The organism is Sulfuricella sp. T08 (assembly GCF_000971475.1).
Classification (GTDB): Bacteria; Pseudomonadota; Gammaproteobacteria; order Burkholderiales; family Sulfuricellaceae; genus Sulfuricella.
Map to the genome: position 1 here is coordinate 13,173 of NZ_DF967555.1, position 16,522 is coordinate 29,694.

A 16,522-nucleotide genomic window follows, 5' to 3' on the forward strand; every position below is an offset into this window, starting at 1 on the left:
ACAAAAACAGTTGGTCTTTATGATATCCTGAATCATAGCCTTTTCAGGAGACCTTCATGGCCAACCGTCTTGTTTCAGAATCCAGCCCCTACCTGCAGCAGCATGCCGACAATCCAGTAGATTGGCATCCATGGAGTGAGCAAGCGCTAGCTCTTGCGCGCGAGCAGGACAAGCCGATTCTGCTTTCGGTCGGCTATTCCACATGCCACTGGTGCCATGTCATGGCGCATGAATCGTTCGAGGATCAGACCACTGCCGATCTGATCAACCGCGACTATATAGCCATCAAGGTCGACCGAGAGGAGCGGCCGGATCTCGACCAGATCTACCAGAGTGCCCACAACCTGCTCACCGGAAGGAGCGGCGGCTGGCCTCTGACCTTGTTCCTGACCCCAGATCAGACTCCCTTCTACGGCGGCACCTATTTCCCCCCTGAGGCGCGCTACAACCGGCCCGGCTTCAAGGACCTGCTGCCGAAAGTGGCGCAGGCCTATCGCGAACGCCGGCATGACATTGCCCAGCAAAATATATCGCTGCGGGAAAGTCTGGCGTCGGGCGGGCCAGTACCACAGGCTGGGACGGAACCCAGCCCGACGCCCTTGGCAAGTGCGCTATCCCAGCTCGAGAAAAACTTCGACCCGGTGCATGGCGGCTTCGGCGGCGCCCCCAAGTTTCCCCGGCCGAGCGAAATTGCCTTTTGCCTGCGCCGTTATGCCGCCGAAGAGAATGCACAGGCGCTGGAAATGGCACGCAAGACGTTGCGCAAAATCGCCGACGGCGGCATAAATGACCAGCTCGGTGGCGGCTTCTGCCGCTACAGCGTGGACGAGCGCTGGTTGATCCCGCATTTTGAGAAAATGCTTTACGACAACGGTCCGCTGCTCGAACTGTATGCCTGGGCGTGGTGTTGCGGCGGCGACGAGCGCTTCCGCACGGTAGCGGAAGAGACCGTGACATGGCTGGAGCGTGAAATGCGCGCGCCGCAAGGCGGCTTCTATTCCGCGCTGGATGCCGATTCCGAGTACGAGGAAGGCAAGTTCTATGTGTGGACGCCGCAGGAAGTTGCCGCCACGCTGGGTGCCGACGAATATGCCGTATTGTCGCGTCACTATGGCCTTGACCAACCGGCCAACTTCGAAGGCAGCCACTGGCATTTCCATGTCGCCAGTCCGCTCGACCAGGTGGCGCAGGAACTGGCCGTGGAATTGCCCAAGGCCCGGTGGTTGCTGGACAGTGCGCGAACCAAGCTGATGGACTTGCGTGCGCAGCGGGTGCGGCCGGGACGGGACGAAAAGATCCTGACCAGCTGGAACGCCCTGATGATCAAGGGTTTGGCCCATGCCGGCCGCACCTTCGGGCGGGAAGACTGGATAGCGCTGGCGCAGCAGGCAACGGATTTCATTCGCGCCGAATTGTGGCGTGACAACCGCCTGCTGGCCTCGTGGAAGGATGGCAAAGCCAATCTGGGCGGCTATCTCGATGATTACGCCTTTCTCCTCGACGCTTTAGTGGAGCTGTTGCAGGCTCATTTCCGTACCACCGATCTGGTGTTCGCGCACGAGTTGGCGGAAGCGCTGCTGGCCCGGTTTGAGGACTGCGATCAGGGCGGTTTCTATTTCACCGCGCACGACCACGAAACTCTGATTTACCGGCCGAAATCGGGGTTCGACAATGCCACCCCATCCGGCAACGCTGTGGCGGCGTTCGCTCTACAGCGGCTGGGGCACCTGCTCGGTGAGCCCCGTTACTTGGTGGCGGCAGAACGTGCTCTCAAGCTGTTTTATCCTCAGATTGCTAGCCAGCCGGCCGGTTTCATGTTCTTTCTCGCGGTGCTGGAGGAGTATCTGGAGCCGCCGCAGATCGTCATCCTGCGTGGCCCTGCCGCGCAGGTCGCAGCTTGGCAGCAAGCCCTGGCGAAGGAATACCGGCCCTTTACCATGGTGCTGGCGCTGCCGGGCGAGATGGAAAGGCTGCCTGGCAGTCTTGACAAGCCGGCAACGTCAGTTGTCAACGCTTGGGTGTGCCTAGGCGTTAAATGTTTACCACCAATATCGGATGTAGATATCCTGCTACAGGTTTGCAAAGCAGGAAAAATTGGATAAGATGTCGGATCAATTTTTTTCTCAAGTTAAACAAGGAGTATTAAATGAAAGCAATTCTGGGAATTGCCGCTGCTGCGGCCTTGCTGGTGGCTGGACAAGCTGTTGCTGCGGATGAAAGCGCTCTGGCAGGAAAGAGTGGCTGCCTGGCCTGCCATCAGGTAGCCGTTAAAGTGCTCGGTCCGGCTTACAAGGATGTGGCCAAGAAATATGCTGGTGATAAAGGTGCCCAAGCCAGGCTCACCGATCATGTTGTAAAGGGGACTGGACCTGCTGGCATGGGGTGGATGAAAGAGGGCAAGGCCGGCATGCCTTTTATGCCGCCAAACGCCGCGGTGAAGCAGGAAGATGCCGCCAAACTGGTCCAGTGGATCCTCAGCCTGAAGTAATTTGGCAGTTGAACGAAAAAAGCCGGCGCTTGCCGGCTTTTTTTATTTAATCAGTCCGAACAGATAAAGGAAGATGGCGATGATCGCCAGCGGCGACACGAAACGGATGGTAAAGCGCCACAGTCGGTAAGGCCGTGTAGTGATATTCAGTTCTTCCTGAACGTGTTGAGTTCTCATCACCCAGCCTGCGAATAGTGCCATGAGCAGTCCGCCCAAAGGAAGCAGAATGGTGGTGGTGAGCTTGTCGAGGGTGTCGAAAATGCTGAGGCCGAACAGCAGGCGCACGTCTTTCCAGACGTTGAACGAGAGCAGCACGGCAATGCCGAGCACCCAGTCGGTCAGGCCGATCAGCAATGCCGCCCGCCTGCGGGTCAGGCGCGTGTTTTCGGTCAGCCAGGAAATAGCCGGTTCGACCAGGGAAATCGCCGATGTCCAAGCGGCGAAGGCGACCAGCAGGAAAAACAGCGTGCCGATGAAGGCGCCTCCCGGCATTCGGCCAAAGGCGATGGGCAGGGTCTGGAAGATCAGCCCCGGCCCCGCCGCCGGTTCCAGTCCGTTGGCGAACACCAAGGCGAAGATGGCGAGCCCCACCAAGAGCCCGACGGCGGTATCGGCAAGGGCCACGAACAGGGTGGTGCGGGCGATGGAGACGTGGCGCTGGAGGTAGGAGCCGTAAACCATCACCGCCCCCATGCCCAAGCTCAAGGAAAAGAAGGCATGGCCCAGTGCCGAGAGCACCACCACCGGCGTGACTTTGGAAAAGTCGGGGGTAAACATGAAATCGGCAGAGCGAGCGACATCGCCTTCGGCCAGGCTGTAGCCAAGCAGCACTAGCAGAATGGCAAACAGTGCGGGCATCAGGATATTGTTGGCCTTTTCCAGACCCGAATTCACTCCGCGCGCCACCACGCTCATGGTCATTACGATGAACAGGCTATGCCACAAGCCCAGCTCCAGCGGCGCGGCAAGAAACGCGTCGAACTGGCTCTGCGCCATCGCTCCGTCGATACCCTTGAAGGCGCCACTGGCCGCTCGTACCACGTAATCCAGCACCCAGCCGGCGATGACACTGTAAAAGGCCAGAATCAGTAGCCCCGCGATCAGGCCCATGATGCCCATCCATCTCCACAGCGCAGGCGCATCCGCTTCCTTTGCCAAGGCGGCCATGCCGTCCACTGGATTGCGCTGAGCGCGTCGTCCGAGCATGATCTCGCACATCATCAGCGGGATGCCGACCACGGCGATACAGACAAGAAACACCAGAACGAAGGCGCTGCCGCCGTTGACCCCGGTCATGTAGGGAAATTTCCAGATATTGCCGAGGCCAATGGCCGAGCCAGCCGTGGCCAGGATGAAGGTCCAGCGGCTGGTCCAGTGGCTACGGTGTTGGGTCTGGGTCATGGACGTCAGGTCTTGAAATAGCGGTCGGTCTCCGCCTTGATGACCTTGGACAGCAACAGCAGGCCGATCAGGTTGGGGAGGGCCATCATCCCGTTCATCAGGTCCGAGAAATTCCAGACGAATTCCAGGTTCATCATCGCGCCAACGACGACCATGGCGATGAAGACAATGCGGTAGATGCGGATAGAGCGCGAGCCGAACAGATATTCGATGGCCTTCTCGCCGTAGTAATTCCAGCCGATCAGGGTGGAATAGGCGAACAGGGCGGTGGATAGGGCGACGATGATCTCACCAGTGCTGCCCAGGGTCTCGCCGAAGCTGGCGCTGGTCAGCTGTTCGGCACCGATGCCCAAGGTCCAGGATTTCGCGGTAAGGATGACCATGGCGGTCATGGTGCAGACCACCAGGGTGTCGATGAAGGTCTGAGTCATGCTGACCAGAGCCTGTTTGACCGGGTCATGGGTGCGCGCAGCGGCGGCGGCAATCGGTGCCGAGCCCAGGCCAGACTCGTTGGAGAACACGCCGCGCGCAATACCGAAGCGCATCGCTGCCGCCACCGTGGCGCCGGCAAAGCCGCCGGTGGCGGCGGCCGGTGAGAAGGCATGGCTGAAGATCAGATAGAAGGCATGGGGAATTTCGGTGATATTGAGCGCGAGCACCACCAACGCCGAACCCACGTAGCCGACGATCATGAATGGCACGAGAAAGGAGGTGAATTTGCCGATCGAGCGAATGCCGCCCAGAATGACCAGGGCCGTCAGCACCATCAGCACAACGCCGGTGACCCACGGTGCGACGTGAAAAGTAGCCTCGAAGATCTTGGCGGTGGCATTGGCCTGCGTCATGTTGCCGATGCCGAAGGTGGCGAGGGCGGTAAACAGGGCGAACAGCCAGCCCAGCCATGGCAGTCCGGCGCCCTTGGCGAGGTAATACATGGGCCCGCCGCGCATGCCGTGCTCCCCCTTCTCGCGGTATTTGACTGCCAGCACGGCCTCGGAATACTTGGTTACCATCCCGACCAGGCCGGTCATCCACATCCAGAACACCGCACCAGGACCGCCCAGTGTGATTGCGGTGGCGACGCCGACGATGTTGCCAATGCCGACCGTAGCCGCCAGCGCCGTCATCAGCGCGGCGAAATGGCTGATGTCGCCGACGTGGCCATGGTCTTTGTGAAAAACCAGGCGAAAAGCCAGCGGCAGGACTCTAAACTGCAAGCCTTTCAGCAGTATGGTCAGGTACAGGCCGGTGCCCACCAGCAGGGTCAGCATGGGTGGGCCCCATACCCAGCCGGATAGCGTCGCGATCAGCGCTTCTATGGTTTGCATATTGTTTCCCCCTAACCGCTATGGCGGCTTGTTTTTAGGCTAATTCCGCGGATTATAACCAGAAGCTCTTCTGTCTATGGAACAGACATCAATTTGTCTTATACAAGCCAGTCTTTGGCCACCAGAAACTCATGGTACAGGCGCTCCTCTTCTGAGCCCTTTTCAGGCTGCCAGTCATAACGCCATTTGACGATGGGAGGCAGCGACATCAGGATGGACTCGGTGCGCCCTCCCGATTGCAGGCCGAACAGGGTGCCGCGATCCCATACCAGGTTGAATTCGACATAACGGCCACGCCGATAGGCCTGGAAATCACGTTCCCGCTCCCCGTATGACATTGCGCTGCGCCGTTGTAGTATGGGCATGTAAGCAGATAGGAAGTGCTCGCCAACGCTTTTCATCAGGCTGAAACTGAAGTCGAAGTCACGCTCATGGAAGTCGTCGAAGAAAATCCCGCCTATGCCGCGCGGTTCGTTGCGGTGCTTGAGGAAAAAGTATTCATCGCACCATTGCTTGAAGCGGGGATGGTATTCCGCACCGAATGGTGCCAGGGCATCACGACAGGTCCGATGGAAGTGTACGGTATCCTCAGTGAAGCCATAATAAGGCGTCAGGTCCATGCCGCCGCCGAACCACCACACCGGTTCAGCGCCGGGCGGTTGCGCGCAAAAGAAGCGCACGTTGAAATGGGTGGTAGGCACATAAGGGTTGCGTGGATGCAGCACCAGCGACAATCCTATCGCTTCGAAGCCGCATCCAGCCAGTTCGGGACGTTTGGCCGTGGCGCTGGCGGGCAGCTTTTGGCCGCGCACGTGGGAGAAATTTACTCCGCCACGCTCGAACACCAAGCCCTCCTCGAGCACGCAGCTCAGGCCTTCCCCGCCTTCAGGGCGTTGCCAGGCATCGCGCAGGAAGGTGTGTCCATCGGTCTGCTCCAGCAGGCTAACGATGCGTTCCTGCAAATCGGTAAGGTAGATTTTAACGGCGTCGCGGTCCATGTTCATGGGCGGATAATCCTGCCGGTTAGTAGATGCTGAATGGTGGAGGGGTTTTTACGGGCGCCGACCCGGCCCGGCAGCGCCAGAACGCGCTGGCCGAAGGCTTTGACGCAGGCGGCATAGGTCCTGAGCGGCTTCAGCCCGGCGCGGTTGGCGCTGGTCGAAACCAGTGCCGTGCCGAGTGCCCGGCACAATTCGGCTGCATCTGGGTGAGCGGTCACTCTCACAGCAATGCTTTCATGCCTGCCGCGTAGCCAACGTGGCGTGTGGCGGGAAGCGGGCATCAACCAGGTATGCGGTCCCGGCCAAGCGCGGTCGAGTTGCCTCGATTGTTCCTCTGTGGGCGGAAGCACGTAGCGCCGCAGGCGGCTGAAGCGGTCTGCGATCAGAATCAGGCCCTTGAACTGGGGACGGTTCTTGAGCTGGAGAATCCGCCTGACGGCACGATAGCTACGTGGGTCGCAGCCCAGGCCATAGCAGGATTCGGTGGCATAGGCGATGATTCCGTCACCATTAAGGTGGGCGCGCACTTTCCGGATCAGGGCGGCGGGATAAGGCATTAACCCTTGCAATCAGGGTTTGGGTTTGATCGCCCGATAGCCGATGTCATGGCGCATCTGGCAACCGTCGAACTTGATCTGCTCGGCGATTTCATAGGCGCGCCGCTGCGCCAGCTGCACCTTGTCGCCCAGCGCGGTGACGCACAGTACGCGGCCGCCGCTGGTGACGACCTTGCCGTCTTTCATGGCGGTGCCGGCATGGAACACGTGATAGTCGCGCGGGGTTTCTTCCAGCAGGTCGTTGAGTGGCGGCAGGCCGTTGATGACATCGCCCTTACGCGGGTCGTCGGGGTAGTGTGCGGCAGCCAGGACCACGCCCAGCGCGGTGCGGCGGTCCCATTCCGCTTCGACCTGGTCGAGCGTGCCGTTGACGGCGTGTTCCACCAGAGTCAGCAAATCGCTCTTCAGACGCAGCAGGATAGGCTGGGTCTCAGGGTCGCCCATGCGGCAGTTGAATTCCAGCACCTTGAGATTGCCCGTGGCGTCGATCATCAGGCCGGCGTAAAGGAAGCCGGTGAACATCTCCCCTTCCTGCACCATGCCCTGCATCACCGGGTCGATCACTTCGCGCATCACGCGCGCGTGCAGCGCCGGCGTGATGACGGGAGCCGGCGAATAAGCGCCCATGCCGCCGGTGTTGGGGCCTTGATCTCCATCCAGCAGGCGCTTGTGATCCTGGCTGGTGGCGAGCGGCAGCACGTGCTTGCCGTCGGCCATGACGATGAAGCTGGCTTCCTCGCCGAGCAGGCATTCCTCGATCACCACCCGGGCGCCGGCAGCGCCCAGCTTATTGCCAGCCAGCATCATGTCCACGGCGGCGTGCGCTTCGTTCAGGTCCTGAGCCACTACCACGCCCTTGCCTGCTGCCAGACCGTCGGCCTTAATCACGATGGGGGCGCCTTGCTGGTCGATGTAGGCGTGGGCCAGGGCGGCATCGGTGAAGGTTCCGTAGGCTGCGGTGGGGATGCCGTGCCGAACCATGAAGGCCTTGGCGAAATCCTTGGAGCTTTCCAGTTGTGCCGCGAACTGGGTCGGGCCAAAGATTTTCAGCCCTTCGGCGCGGAAGGCATCGACGATGCCTGCGGCCAGCGGCGCTTCCGGGCCGACCACGGTAAAGGCAACCTTTTCCTGTTGTGCGAATACTAGCAGCTCGGGAATGGCGGTGATGGCGACGTTGGTCAGGTCGGGTTCGAGCTCGGTGCCCGCGTTGCCTGGGGCAACGAAGATCCTGGTTGAACGTGGGCTTTGCGCCAGCTTCCACGCGAGTGCGTGCTCACGCCCACCACTACCGATGACTAGAACTTTCATAGCTTCATATCCTAACGATTAAACCGCAGAGGCGCGGAAACGCAGAGAATTCAAGGTTTTCCTCTGCGCCTCTGCGGTGAGAATCAGTGCCTGAAATGCCTCATCCCGGTGAACACCATCGCCATGCCGTGCTCATCCGCCGCGGCGATGACTTCTTCGTCGCGCATCGAGCCGCCGGGCTGGATTACGGCGACGATGCCGGACTGGGCGGCTGAATCGATGCCGTCGCGGAACGGGAAGAACGCGTCCGAGGCCATTACCGAGCCGCTGACTTGCAAGCCGGCATGCTCGGCCTTGATGGCGGCGATGCGTGCGGAATTGATCCGGCTCATCTGGCCTGCACCAACACCGATGGTCATTTTGCCCTTGGCATAGACGATGGCGTTGGATTTGACGAACTTGGCCACGCGCCAGGCAAAAAGAAGATCGGCCATCTCGGCTTCGGTCGGCGCACGTTTGGTGACTACCTTGAGCTCATTGTAGAGCGACAGGTCGGCACCCTGTACCAGCAAGCCGCCGGTAACGCGTTTGAAATCCAGGCGCTGGGTCGGTTCCTTCGACCACTGGCCGCATTCCAGCAGGCGCACGTTCTTTTTCGCCGCCACGATTTCGCTGGCCGCTGCGGAAACCTTGGGGGCGATGATGACTTCGACGAACTGGCGCTCGACAATGGCCTGCGCAGTTGCGGCATCCAGTTCGCCGTTGACGGCGATAATGCCGCCGAAGGCGGATTCCGGGTCGGTCTTGTAGGCGAGGTCATAGGCTTCGAGCAGGTTGGCGCCGTAGGCCACGCCGCAGGGGTTGGCATGCTTGACGATGACGCAGGACGGCGCCTCGTCGAACTGCTTCACGCATTCCAGAGCGGCATCGGCATCGCCGATGTTGTTGTAGGACAGTTCTTTGCCCTGCAATTGGCGGGCAGTGGCGATGCTCGCTTCTTTTTCACCGGGCGCAACATAAAAAGCGGCTTGCTGATGCGGGTTTTCACCGTAGCGCATGGCCTGAGCCTTGGCGAACTGGAAATTGAGCCGTTCCGGAAATTGCTGCTTGCTGCCGTCCGGGGCGATGGCGGTCAGGTAGTTGCTGATCGCGCCGTCGTACTCGGCGGTGTGGGAGAAAGCCTTCACCGCCAGCTTGAACTTGGTTTCGCTGCTGAGCGCTCCGCCATTGGCCTGGAGCTCGGTCGCCAGCGCAGCGTAGTCGGCCGGGTCGGTCACTACCGCCACATCGCGATGGTTCTTGGCGGCAGCGCGCACCATGGTCGGGCCGCCGATGTCGATGTTCTCGATGGCATCTTCCAGCGAGCAGTCGGGCTTGGCGATGGTGGCGCGGAACGGGTAGAGGTTGACGATCACCAGGTCGATCGGCGGGATCCCCGCATCGGCCGCAGCCGATACATGGGCCGGCAGGTCGCGCCGGAACAGGATGCCGCCGTGTACTTTCGGATGCAGGGTCTTGACCCGGCCATCCAGCATTTCAGGGAAGCCGGTGTAATCGCCGACTTCGGTGACCGCCACGCCCGCTTCAGCAAGCATTTTTGCAGTGCCGCCGGTGGAGAGGATTTCCACGCCGAACTGGCGCAGGGTCTTGGCGAATTCGAGAACGCCGGATTTATCGGAAACGCTGATGAGGGCTCGACTGATTTTGGTCATGTTTATCTCTATTTGATCCCGTGGATTTTCATTTTCTTGCGCAGGGTATTGCGGTTCAGGCCGAGGATTTCGGCGGCGCGGGTCTGGTTGCCTTGGGCGTGGTCGAGGATCACCTGCAGCAGTGGCTTTTCCACGCAGCCCACCACCATTTCATAGATGGCGCTGGGCTTTTCCCCGTCCAGGTCCTTGAAGTAGCCGTCCAGAGCCTTGCGCACGCAGGTTGAAATTTCGTTTTCGTTGATCATGCTGCCATCTCGTTTTCCATCAAATAAGTATGTCCGGTCGACTCGGCAAAGAAGCGCTCGACGGAGTCAAGCTGCTCGCGGGCGGTTTGCAACTGGTTCATGGCATGGCGGAACCCGGCGGAATCCGGCAGGCCCCGGGTGTACCAGGCAATGTGCTTGCGGGCCATGCGCACGCCGGTGTGTTCGCCGTAGAAGGCATAAAGTTCATGCAGGTGGCTGTTCAGCAAGCTGTGGGTCTCGGCCACATCGGGGTGCGGCAGCAGCTCGCCGGTTTTCAGGTAATGCGCGATGTCGCGGAAAATCCAGGGTCGGCCCTGAGCAGCACGGCCGATCATGACGGCATCGGCCTTGGTGTAATCGAGCACGAATTTGGCTTTTTGCGGCGTGGTGATATCGCCGTTGGCGATCACGGGAATATAGATTTCAGTCTTGACCGCGGCGATGGTGTCGTACTCGGCGTCGCCGCTATAGCCACAGGCACGGGTGCGGCCATGGATGGCCAGCGCCTGGATGCCGGAGGCCTCGGCGATGCGTGCCACGTTGACCGCGTTGCGGTTGTCCTTGTCCCAGCCGGTACGGATTTTCAGGGTCACCGGCACATCTACCGCCTTCACCACCGCTTCCAAGATGCGTGCCACCAGCAGTTCGTTCTGCAACAGCGCCGAACCGGCCATGACGTTGCAGATTTTCTTCGCCGGGCAGCCCATGTTGATGTCGATGATCTGGGCGCCACGGTCGGCATTGTATTTCGCCGCTTCCGCCAGCATAGCCGGATCAGCGCCGACAATCTGCACCGACACCGGCTCGGATTCGCCCACGTTATTGGCCCGACGTTTAGTTTTCTCGCTGCCGTAGAGCAGGGAATTGGAGGCGACCATCTCTGACACGGCAAGCCCCGCGCCGAAGCTGCGGCACAGCTTGCGGAAAGGGCGGTCGGTCACCCCTGCCATGGGGGCAACGACCAAATTGCTATTCAGGGAATAGGGGCCGATTTTCATTGCTTATTTTTTGAGCGGGAAGGGCGGTATTGTAATCCCAAACCCGTTGCCGGGAAAGGGATTAACTCAACGAAAAACCACATCGCTGATTGAGGTCGGCAAGCCGGTTTCTGGGTAGGGCCATACCTTGATGCGGTGCGTGCCATGCCAGCGAGAGGGCGCTTGTCGTGAAGAAGAATGCGGTGTTTAATTCAACCGGTATATGCCCTGCTTTGGTGCAGGGGTAAAGTGTGGCACGTAGCGTGCTATCGTTTGACCGAGGAAACCCCACAATATGTGCTTCAATGAATGATGTGCAGCAAAACCTTTGAGAGCATTAATGTTTGAGACAGCGGGCATTGCCCTGGCAACCTTCTTTGCAACGGTCGCTCCGATCGATGTGGCGGCGATGTTTGCCGCCTTGACGGCAACAGCCGCCTCTTCGGAGCGGCGTTCTATCGCTATCCGCGGGATCGTGATTGCCACGGTGATCCTGCTTGTTTTTGCGCTGCTCGGGAAGTTTCTGTTGGCCGGAATGGGTATTTCTCTGGCGGCGCTGAGGACGGCTGGCGGAATTTTGTTGCTGCTGATCAGCATCGATATGGTGTTTGCGCGCACCTCCGGCGCCACCTCGACGACGGATGAGGAGGACCGGGAGGCCGAACACAAGCACGACATTGCCGTGTTCCCGCTTGCCACCCCCCTGATCGCCGGCCCCGGTGCCATCGGGGCAGCGATCCTATTGATGGCGAATGCCGAGGGGCATGTCACGCATCAGCTAATCGTTCTGGCCGCCCTGCTGGTAGTGATGTTGGCCACCTTCGTCGCCATGCTGACCGCCAGCCAGCTCCACCGCTTCCTTGGCGTGACTGGTATGCAGGTGATCAACCGGATTTTCGGTATCCTGCTGTCTGCCCTGGCGGTGCAGTTCATGTTCGACGGCATCGCGCAGAGCGGATTACTGGGCGGGTAGAGTGCGTTCCCTGGATCCTGCGCTCGTTAAAAGCCGAGGCTAGTCAGCAGATCGTCCACTTCCTCCTGTCCATTCACGATATCGGTGCGACCTTCTTTTTTTACGACCGGGCCGTTAAGCAGTGTGTCATCTTTGGTATCGCCAGCCGGCTTGCTGATGAGCAGGATGTGCACCAGCTGGTGCTCCAGGTTCTGGGTGAGATGGGAGATTTTCTTGATCACCTGGCCGGTGAGATCCTGGAAATCCTGGGCCATCAGGATGTCCGTGAGTTGCGATGAGGTTTCCCGTGTGTGGCCGGGAATACCGGCGAGAAAGGCATGCATTTTTTCGCCAATGCGCTGAAATTCTTCGGCCCCCTTGGCATTTCGCCATTCCTCGGCCAGTTCCAGGGCATCTGTTTCCATCTTTTCCTGCAGGGGCTGCGCCTTTTCCACGGCGTTGATCACTCGCTGGGCGGCTTGTTCGGTGAGATGGGCAATGTAGCTGAGGCGATCCTGAGTGTCCGGCAGTTCGCCGACCATGTTCTGGATTGCCTCGTCGCAGCCGAGTTCTCGCAGGGTGCCATGGAGCTGGCGTACCAGATGGCCGAGTTCGTTGTAGCTGGATCCGTTGCCCGGTGCGGGATGTTGCGATTCGTTGTTCACGTGGCAGCCTTTTTATTTGGGTTTTGGGGCAGTTTGCCAGTTTTTTCGCGGCACCGCTACTCGATCGTCATGATGTGACTGGCCGCCAGCAGCCGATAGGGCCGACCGCTGGCGTAGACAATCAGACAGATCGCCGTGCGAAGCCCAGGAGCATCAGGCCAGAAGAGAGCAGTGCCCAGGCAGCGGGCACTGGTACAGCAGTAACAGCGATATTGTCGTAGAACTTCCCACTAGGCAGCAGGACGGCGCTTACCGTGGTCGGCGCCAAGAAGTTCACGTCGAAACTGGTAGTGATGTTCTGCTGGAAGCTGTCGGAACGAACGGTCTGGCCGTTGGCATCCAGGAACAGAAGATTAACGTTAGCGGGGAAGCCATAGCTGCTGTTATCCATGGCTACAGAAAAATGTGTCAATTGGGTCGGCTTTGCGAACTGCATCAGCACCTGATCATATCGACCATCCAGGGCTTGGGTGCCAGAAGGTGCCATACCCCAACCGGTAGAGGCAGGATTGTTGGCATAGATGCTCCAGGTTGGGTCGGCGAGCCAGTGCTGGCCGATTACGTCGAACGTGACCGGATCGATGATGTCGGTGAGTTGACCGCTGGCGAAGGTTACACCATTGGCTTGCGCGATTGCGTCAGCGTTAGCCAGTGATCCTTCGGACAGGTTGTCGAAGTTGATGGTATAGGCGGCATTAGCAGCTGACGCGGCAAAGGTGCTTGCGCACAATGCGGTGACGAGCAGGGCTTGCCGCAGGTAAGTCGATTCTTTGGACATGATGATTTCTTCCTATTTAAGGTTAGTTAAATTACCCCCGGCAGCGCCGGGGGATTTACTTACTGATTTATTTCGCGCCGCCGATCGCAGCCTGGCCAAACTTGAAGAACACGTCCGTGTTATCCATCACGCCGGTGAACAGGGAAGCGCCGCGGCCAAAAGCAGATAATGGAACGTCGGCAGCGGTGTGCACGGCATTGTCGCCTGGAACCTGGCCGGTAATCAGGAAGCCGGTGCCACTGTTACGTACACTCGGGTTAGCCGGGTAGGTGTTGAGCGGCGATGCGCCGACAAACGGCTGCTGCGAATCCTGTGTCGGCTGGGTGTTGGACACCCAGGCTTCGTAACGATCCGCGTTGGCGCCATAACCGATCAGCATCTTGTAGTCGACATCGGTGGTGGCTGGGTAGCCGTCAGCATTCATGGTGTACTTGGGGAACTTGGCCGCATCGTACGTGCCAACGACAGGGTCGCGCTGAAGTGCAGTAGTGCCACTGCCGAGCAATGCCTGCAAATCAGCATTTGTCTTGGTGGACGCGCCGATAATCGAAACACCCGCGCATTCATGGTCGGCGGTAACGATGACCAGGGTGTCAGGATTCTGGGTAGCGAAATCCTTGGCCACCTGCACGGCGCGATCGAACTCGATGGTTTCCTGAATCCAGCGATCGGTATCCATCAGGTGTGCCTGCTTGTCGATGGAAGCACCTTCGATCATGGCGACGAAGCCGTTCGGGTTCTTTTTCAGTACCTGAAGTGCGGCAGTGGTCATTTCATCCAGCATGGGCTGATCAGGGAAGCCATAATCGTCAACCACGGTCGAAGTGCCACGACGCTTGCCGATTTTGTCGAATGCGACATTCATGTTGGAGTAGCTGAACAGGCCGAGCAGCTTGTCAGAGCCGGCTGCGACCGATTGCAGGGTGGTATTGTCTGGGGCGTAGTTATAGCCGGCAGCCTGGAAATCGGCGATCAGGTCGCGGTTGTTGTCCTTCGCTCCCGGTGCAGCACCCCAGCCGGAAACGATATCGCTTGGCAGAATGTAGTCGTTGGATGTTCTGCGCTGCGAGCCATTGACTGCTTGCGGGCTAGTGCTGTTGGACGCGTTTGGCAGGAACCACTTGCGGCCGCCGCCCATCAGCACGGTCAGGCCGGTCAGGCCGCGGTCATCCAGGTATTGATCGACGATGCCGGTGCCGTTGCCGCGGTTGGAAGTGTGCACGGCATTTGCAGCTGGTGTGGCGTCGAAAACGTCAGCCGTGGTCACGATGCCCAGGGACTTGCCCTTGATGCGGTGCAGATATTCGGACAGGTACTCGATGCGGGGGTTGTCGAACGCATCCGTGGTGTCGTCAGGGAACACGCCTTCCTGGTTATTATTGGCTTTGTTGCCATTGACATAGTTAGCCATGCCAGGGGCAGAGTCGGTAACGATGGAGTTCAGCGAAGAGGTCATCACCATGCCGGTGTACGGGAAGGTGTCCATAGCCAGAAGGCCTTTCGCTTTGCCCTGAGCATATCCCTTGGACATGATGCGGGCCGCAGTACGTTGTGCACCACCCATGCCGTCGCCCAGCATGATGATGATGTTTTTGGCGGGGCGGCCTTGTGCGGTGATGCCGACAACTTCAAAGTTGCCGGTTGCCGTGGCGATTTGTCCATCGCTCTGGGTAGCGGTCACGGTAAGGGTATGCATGCCGGGAGTATTGTTCGCATAAGCGCGCTGCGAAACCACCGCAGTGTTGGCGGGCAGGCCGCTTACCAAGCCGGTGGTGACGGTGCTTGTCGTGCCGGCGGCTGGGGCCAGGGGCATGCCATCAACTGCGAACTGAAAGCCGGTGATCGTCGTGCCGGCATCAGGGCGCACCGTCGCTTGCAAGTCGAAGCGCTGTCCAGGCAGGAAACGCGCGATGACTGGAGCTGGGTTTCCGGAAGCAAATAATTCGCTCGGGGGTGTCAGGCGGGAAACGGTAGGCGCTGCTATGCTCACGGATGCGGTCGTGCCGAGAGCAATGGCGATCAACAAATTAAGACGTTTTCGTGCGGGAATGGCTTGTAACATTTCTAGGCTCCTAAATTCTTTAAAGGGTAAGTTGGAGGGGTACATCTGAAACTGGAGCTGACGCTGCGCTGCCGTCGGCAATCCAGGATTTACTTCCTGGCATGGTGCTCCTGATCGTTATGCAGGAATGCCTGGGCCAGTTCCGGGTCAAGCAGCAGGCGCACGGAGGAAACCCGTCCATCTGCTTCTTCCTGGCTACTTACGCTCAAAATGCCACTGAGTTTGAGTAATCCTGGAATAAATGGGACAACGTGGTCATTTTTCTCAAGATGCACGAAAACAACGTTGGGCGGCAGATCGTCGGCGAGGCCCTCGTCTTCATCACCCATGACGACCGGGATGGGCGAGAGAATAAATACGCCGGTGGAAGGCGTTTCCTGTTGTGCCATGTAGCCGATGATGCGCACGTGCTTGCCGTTCAGGCCGAGGAGCTTTTCTGAGGGTACCAGTCCGCCAGGACCGACAGGCATTTTGAAAAAATCGTGGAATTTCAGATCGGTCACGCCTGGAGGCGGTGGGGGCAGTTCACCTGCAACGGACAGCATGGAAAGCGTTTGCGACGTCATGACTTGAGGTGCCGCACCATGTGCGGTGGCAAATCCCGGACTCGCGAGACCGGTCACAACTAGTAAAAAAAGGACGAAATGTGCCCTGAATGAAGAAGCTATTGCCATGGGGTAACTCCAAATATTGAACGGTTGTGTTGTTATGCTGGGTGGTGATATTAAGGTCGGTTTGTGACACTTTGATTAAATCAAGCATGCTGTTGCAGCTTTATTCAATGCAGCAACGCTTTGTCATAAAACAATCATTTTTTTGTAACATAAAGACCGCAATTTGATTGCATGTTTATGCTGTATGAGTCACATCCGCACCCGGATGGCGCGCGCAAATGATCACGGTGAGTCAGGGTGTACCGGATGAAGTCGTGGGATTACCGAAAGCGAGGCTTCAGGGGCGGATTTTGTGCGAAGAAGCAAAGGCGAGCGAGGATGCAGGCCTTTGACAGTGTGGGTTAGGGAAGCCCTGAACAAGTCATCATTCAGGACCTCGAATTAAACATATTGCGGCATCAGGCTTTTTTCCACCGGAATTAGCCTGAAACAGC

15 protein-coding genes are annotated in these 16,522 nt (G+C 58.9%); 3 read left to right on the forward strand and 12 right to left on the reverse strand.

Translation table 11 applies throughout. The features are described from left to right. The first annotated feature begins 56 nt into the window (after positions 1 to 56). Together SCT_RS13750 and SCT_RS13755 are read left to right on the forward strand one after the other, a co-directional pair. Entirely contained in the window at positions 57 to 2,102 is a 2,046-nt protein-coding gene (locus SCT_RS13750) for a thioredoxin domain-containing protein (RefSeq protein WP_059424057.1), read from the forward strand. Between the two features lie 44 nt (positions 2,103 to 2,146). Continuing rightward, on the forward strand, positions 2,147 to 2,488 hold the full coding sequence (locus tag SCT_RS13755; protein WP_059424058.1) for a c-type cytochrome: 342 nt from the start codon (positions 2,147 to 2,149) through the stop codon (positions 2,486 to 2,488). A 42-nt stretch (positions 2,489 to 2,530) separates the two neighbouring features. On the opposite strand, the gene SCT_RS13760 is transcribed toward SCT_RS13755, so the two are convergent. The 8 genes from SCT_RS13760 to dusB form a co-directional block, all read right to left on the reverse strand. Further along, the gene (locus tag SCT_RS13760; protein ID WP_059424060.1) at positions 2,531 to 3,889 is read right to left on the reverse strand and encodes a sodium-dependent transporter; all 1,359 of its coding nucleotides are present in this window, start codon (positions 3,887 to 3,889) and stop codon (positions 2,531 to 2,533) included. A gap of 5 nt (positions 3,890 to 3,894) precedes the next feature. Beyond that, a complete protein-coding gene (locus tag SCT_RS13765) occupies positions 3,895 to 5,217 on the reverse strand; it encodes a sodium:alanine symporter family protein (protein ID WP_059424062.1) in 1,323 nt (440 codons plus the stop codon). 98 nt (positions 5,218 to 5,315) lie between these two features. After that, the gene (hemF, locus tag SCT_RS13770) at positions 5,316 to 6,215 is read right to left on the reverse strand and encodes an oxygen-dependent coproporphyrinogen oxidase (protein WP_059424093.1); all 900 of its coding nucleotides are present in this window, start codon (positions 6,213 to 6,215) and stop codon (positions 5,316 to 5,318) included. 2 nt (positions 6,216 to 6,217) lie between these two features. After that, on the reverse strand, positions 6,218 to 6,775 hold the full coding sequence (locus SCT_RS13775; RefSeq protein WP_059424065.1) for an L-threonylcarbamoyladenylate synthase: 558 nt from the start codon (positions 6,773 to 6,775) through the stop codon (positions 6,218 to 6,220). Between the two features lie 12 nt (positions 6,776 to 6,787). Continuing rightward, positions 6,788 to 8,083, reverse strand: a complete 1,296-nt coding sequence (purD, locus tag SCT_RS13780) for a phosphoribosylamine--glycine ligase (RefSeq protein WP_059424067.1) — start codon at positions 8,081 to 8,083, stop codon at positions 6,788 to 6,790. A gap of 83 nt (positions 8,084 to 8,166) precedes the next feature. Then, positions 8,167 to 9,735 carry a bifunctional phosphoribosylaminoimidazolecarboxamide formyltransferase/IMP cyclohydrolase gene (purH, locus tag SCT_RS13785; RefSeq protein ID WP_059424069.1) on the reverse strand — a complete coding sequence of 523 codons (1,569 nt, stop codon included), beginning with the start codon at positions 9,733 to 9,735 and terminating at the stop codon, positions 8,167 to 8,169. A gap of 8 nt (positions 9,736 to 9,743) precedes the next feature. Beyond that, entirely contained in the window at positions 9,744 to 9,980 is a 237-nt protein-coding gene (locus tag SCT_RS13790; protein ID WP_059424071.1) for a helix-turn-helix domain-containing protein, read from the reverse strand. Next, positions 9,977 to 10,978 carry a tRNA dihydrouridine synthase DusB gene (dusB, locus tag SCT_RS13795; RefSeq protein WP_059424073.1) on the reverse strand — a complete coding sequence of 334 codons (1,002 nt, stop codon included), beginning with the start codon at positions 10,976 to 10,978 and terminating at the stop codon, positions 9,977 to 9,979. The genes SCT_RS13790 and dusB overlap by 4 nt, the downstream gene beginning before the upstream one ends. A gap of 319 nt (positions 10,979 to 11,297) precedes the next feature. Here dusB and SCT_RS13800 point away from each other — a divergent pair, with 319 nt between their 5' ends. Further along, positions 11,298 to 11,930, forward strand: coding sequence for a MarC family protein (locus SCT_RS13800; protein ID WP_059424076.1), 633 nt, complete (start codon positions 11,298 to 11,300; stop codon positions 11,928 to 11,930). Between the two features lie 26 nt (positions 11,931 to 11,956). On the opposite strand, the gene SCT_RS13805 is transcribed toward SCT_RS13800, so the two are convergent. From SCT_RS13805 to SCT_RS13820, 4 genes are all read right to left on the reverse strand, one after another. Continuing rightward, positions 11,957 to 12,574: a protein phosphatase CheZ gene (locus tag SCT_RS13805; protein ID WP_059424080.1), complete on the reverse strand. Its 618-nt coding sequence runs from the start codon at positions 12,572 to 12,574 to the stop codon at positions 11,957 to 11,959. A 121-nt stretch (positions 12,575 to 12,695) separates the two neighbouring features. Continuing rightward, positions 12,696 to 13,352 carry a hypothetical protein gene (locus tag SCT_RS13810; protein ID WP_059424086.1) on the reverse strand — a complete coding sequence of 219 codons (657 nt, stop codon included), beginning with the start codon at positions 13,350 to 13,352 and terminating at the stop codon, positions 12,696 to 12,698. Positions 13,353 to 13,419: 67 nt separating this feature from the next. Beyond that, a complete protein-coding gene (locus SCT_RS13815; protein ID WP_059424087.1) occupies positions 13,420 to 15,414 on the reverse strand; it encodes an alkaline phosphatase in 1,995 nt (664 codons plus the stop codon). A gap of 89 nt (positions 15,415 to 15,503) precedes the next feature. Then, positions 15,504 to 15,980, reverse strand: coding sequence for a hypothetical protein (locus SCT_RS13820; RefSeq protein ID WP_144408278.1), 477 nt, complete (start codon positions 15,978 to 15,980; stop codon positions 15,504 to 15,506). Between the last annotated feature and the right edge of the window lie 542 nt (positions 15,981 to 16,522).

Bases quoted from the DNA above. Each gene is read 5' to 3' on its own strand.
- SCT_RS13750 (WP_059424057.1), top strand. From the start codon at position 57: ATGGCCAACCGTCTTGTTTCAGAATCCAGCCCCTACCTGCAGCAGCAT.
- SCT_RS13755 (WP_059424058.1), top strand. From the start codon at position 2,147: ATGAAAGCAATTCTGGGAATTGCCGCTGCTGCGGCCTTGCTGGTGGCT.
- SCT_RS13760 (WP_059424060.1), bottom strand. From the start codon at position 3,889: ATGACCCAGACCCAACACCGTAGCCACTGGACCAGCCGCTGGACCTTC.
- SCT_RS13765 (WP_059424062.1), bottom strand. From the start codon at position 5,217: ATGCAAACCATAGAAGCGCTGATCGCGACGCTATCCGGCTGGGTATGG.
- hemF (WP_059424093.1), bottom strand. From the start codon at position 6,215: ATGGACCGCGACGCCGTTAAAATCTACCTTACCGATTTGCAGGAACGC.
- SCT_RS13775 (WP_059424065.1), bottom strand. From the start codon at position 6,775: ATGCCTTATCCCGCCGCCCTGATCCGGAAAGTGCGCGCCCACCTTAAT.
- purD (WP_059424067.1), bottom strand. From the start codon at position 8,083: ATGAAAGTTCTAGTCATCGGTAGTGGTGGGCGTGAGCACGCACTCGCG.
- purH (WP_059424069.1), bottom strand. From the start codon at position 9,735: ATGACCAAAATCAGTCGAGCCCTCATCAGCGTTTCCGATAAATCCGGC.
- SCT_RS13790 (WP_059424071.1), bottom strand. From the start codon at position 9,980: ATGATCAACGAAAACGAAATTTCAACCTGCGTGCGCAAGGCTCTGGAC.
- dusB (WP_059424073.1), bottom strand. From the start codon at position 10,978: ATGAAAATCGGCCCCTATTCCCTGAATAGCAATTTGGTCGTTGCCCCC.
- SCT_RS13800 (WP_059424076.1), top strand. From the start codon at position 11,298: ATGTTTGAGACAGCGGGCATTGCCCTGGCAACCTTCTTTGCAACGGTC.
- SCT_RS13810 (WP_059424086.1), bottom strand. From the start codon at position 13,352: ATGTCCAAAGAATCGACTTACCTGCGGCAAGCCCTGCTCGTCACCGCA.
- SCT_RS13815 (WP_059424087.1), bottom strand. From the start codon at position 15,414: ATGTTACAAGCCATTCCCGCACGAAAACGTCTTAATTTGTTGATCGCC.
- SCT_RS13820 (WP_144408278.1), bottom strand. From the start codon at position 15,980: ATGACGTCGCAAACGCTTTCCATGCTGTCCGTTGCAGGTGAACTGCCC.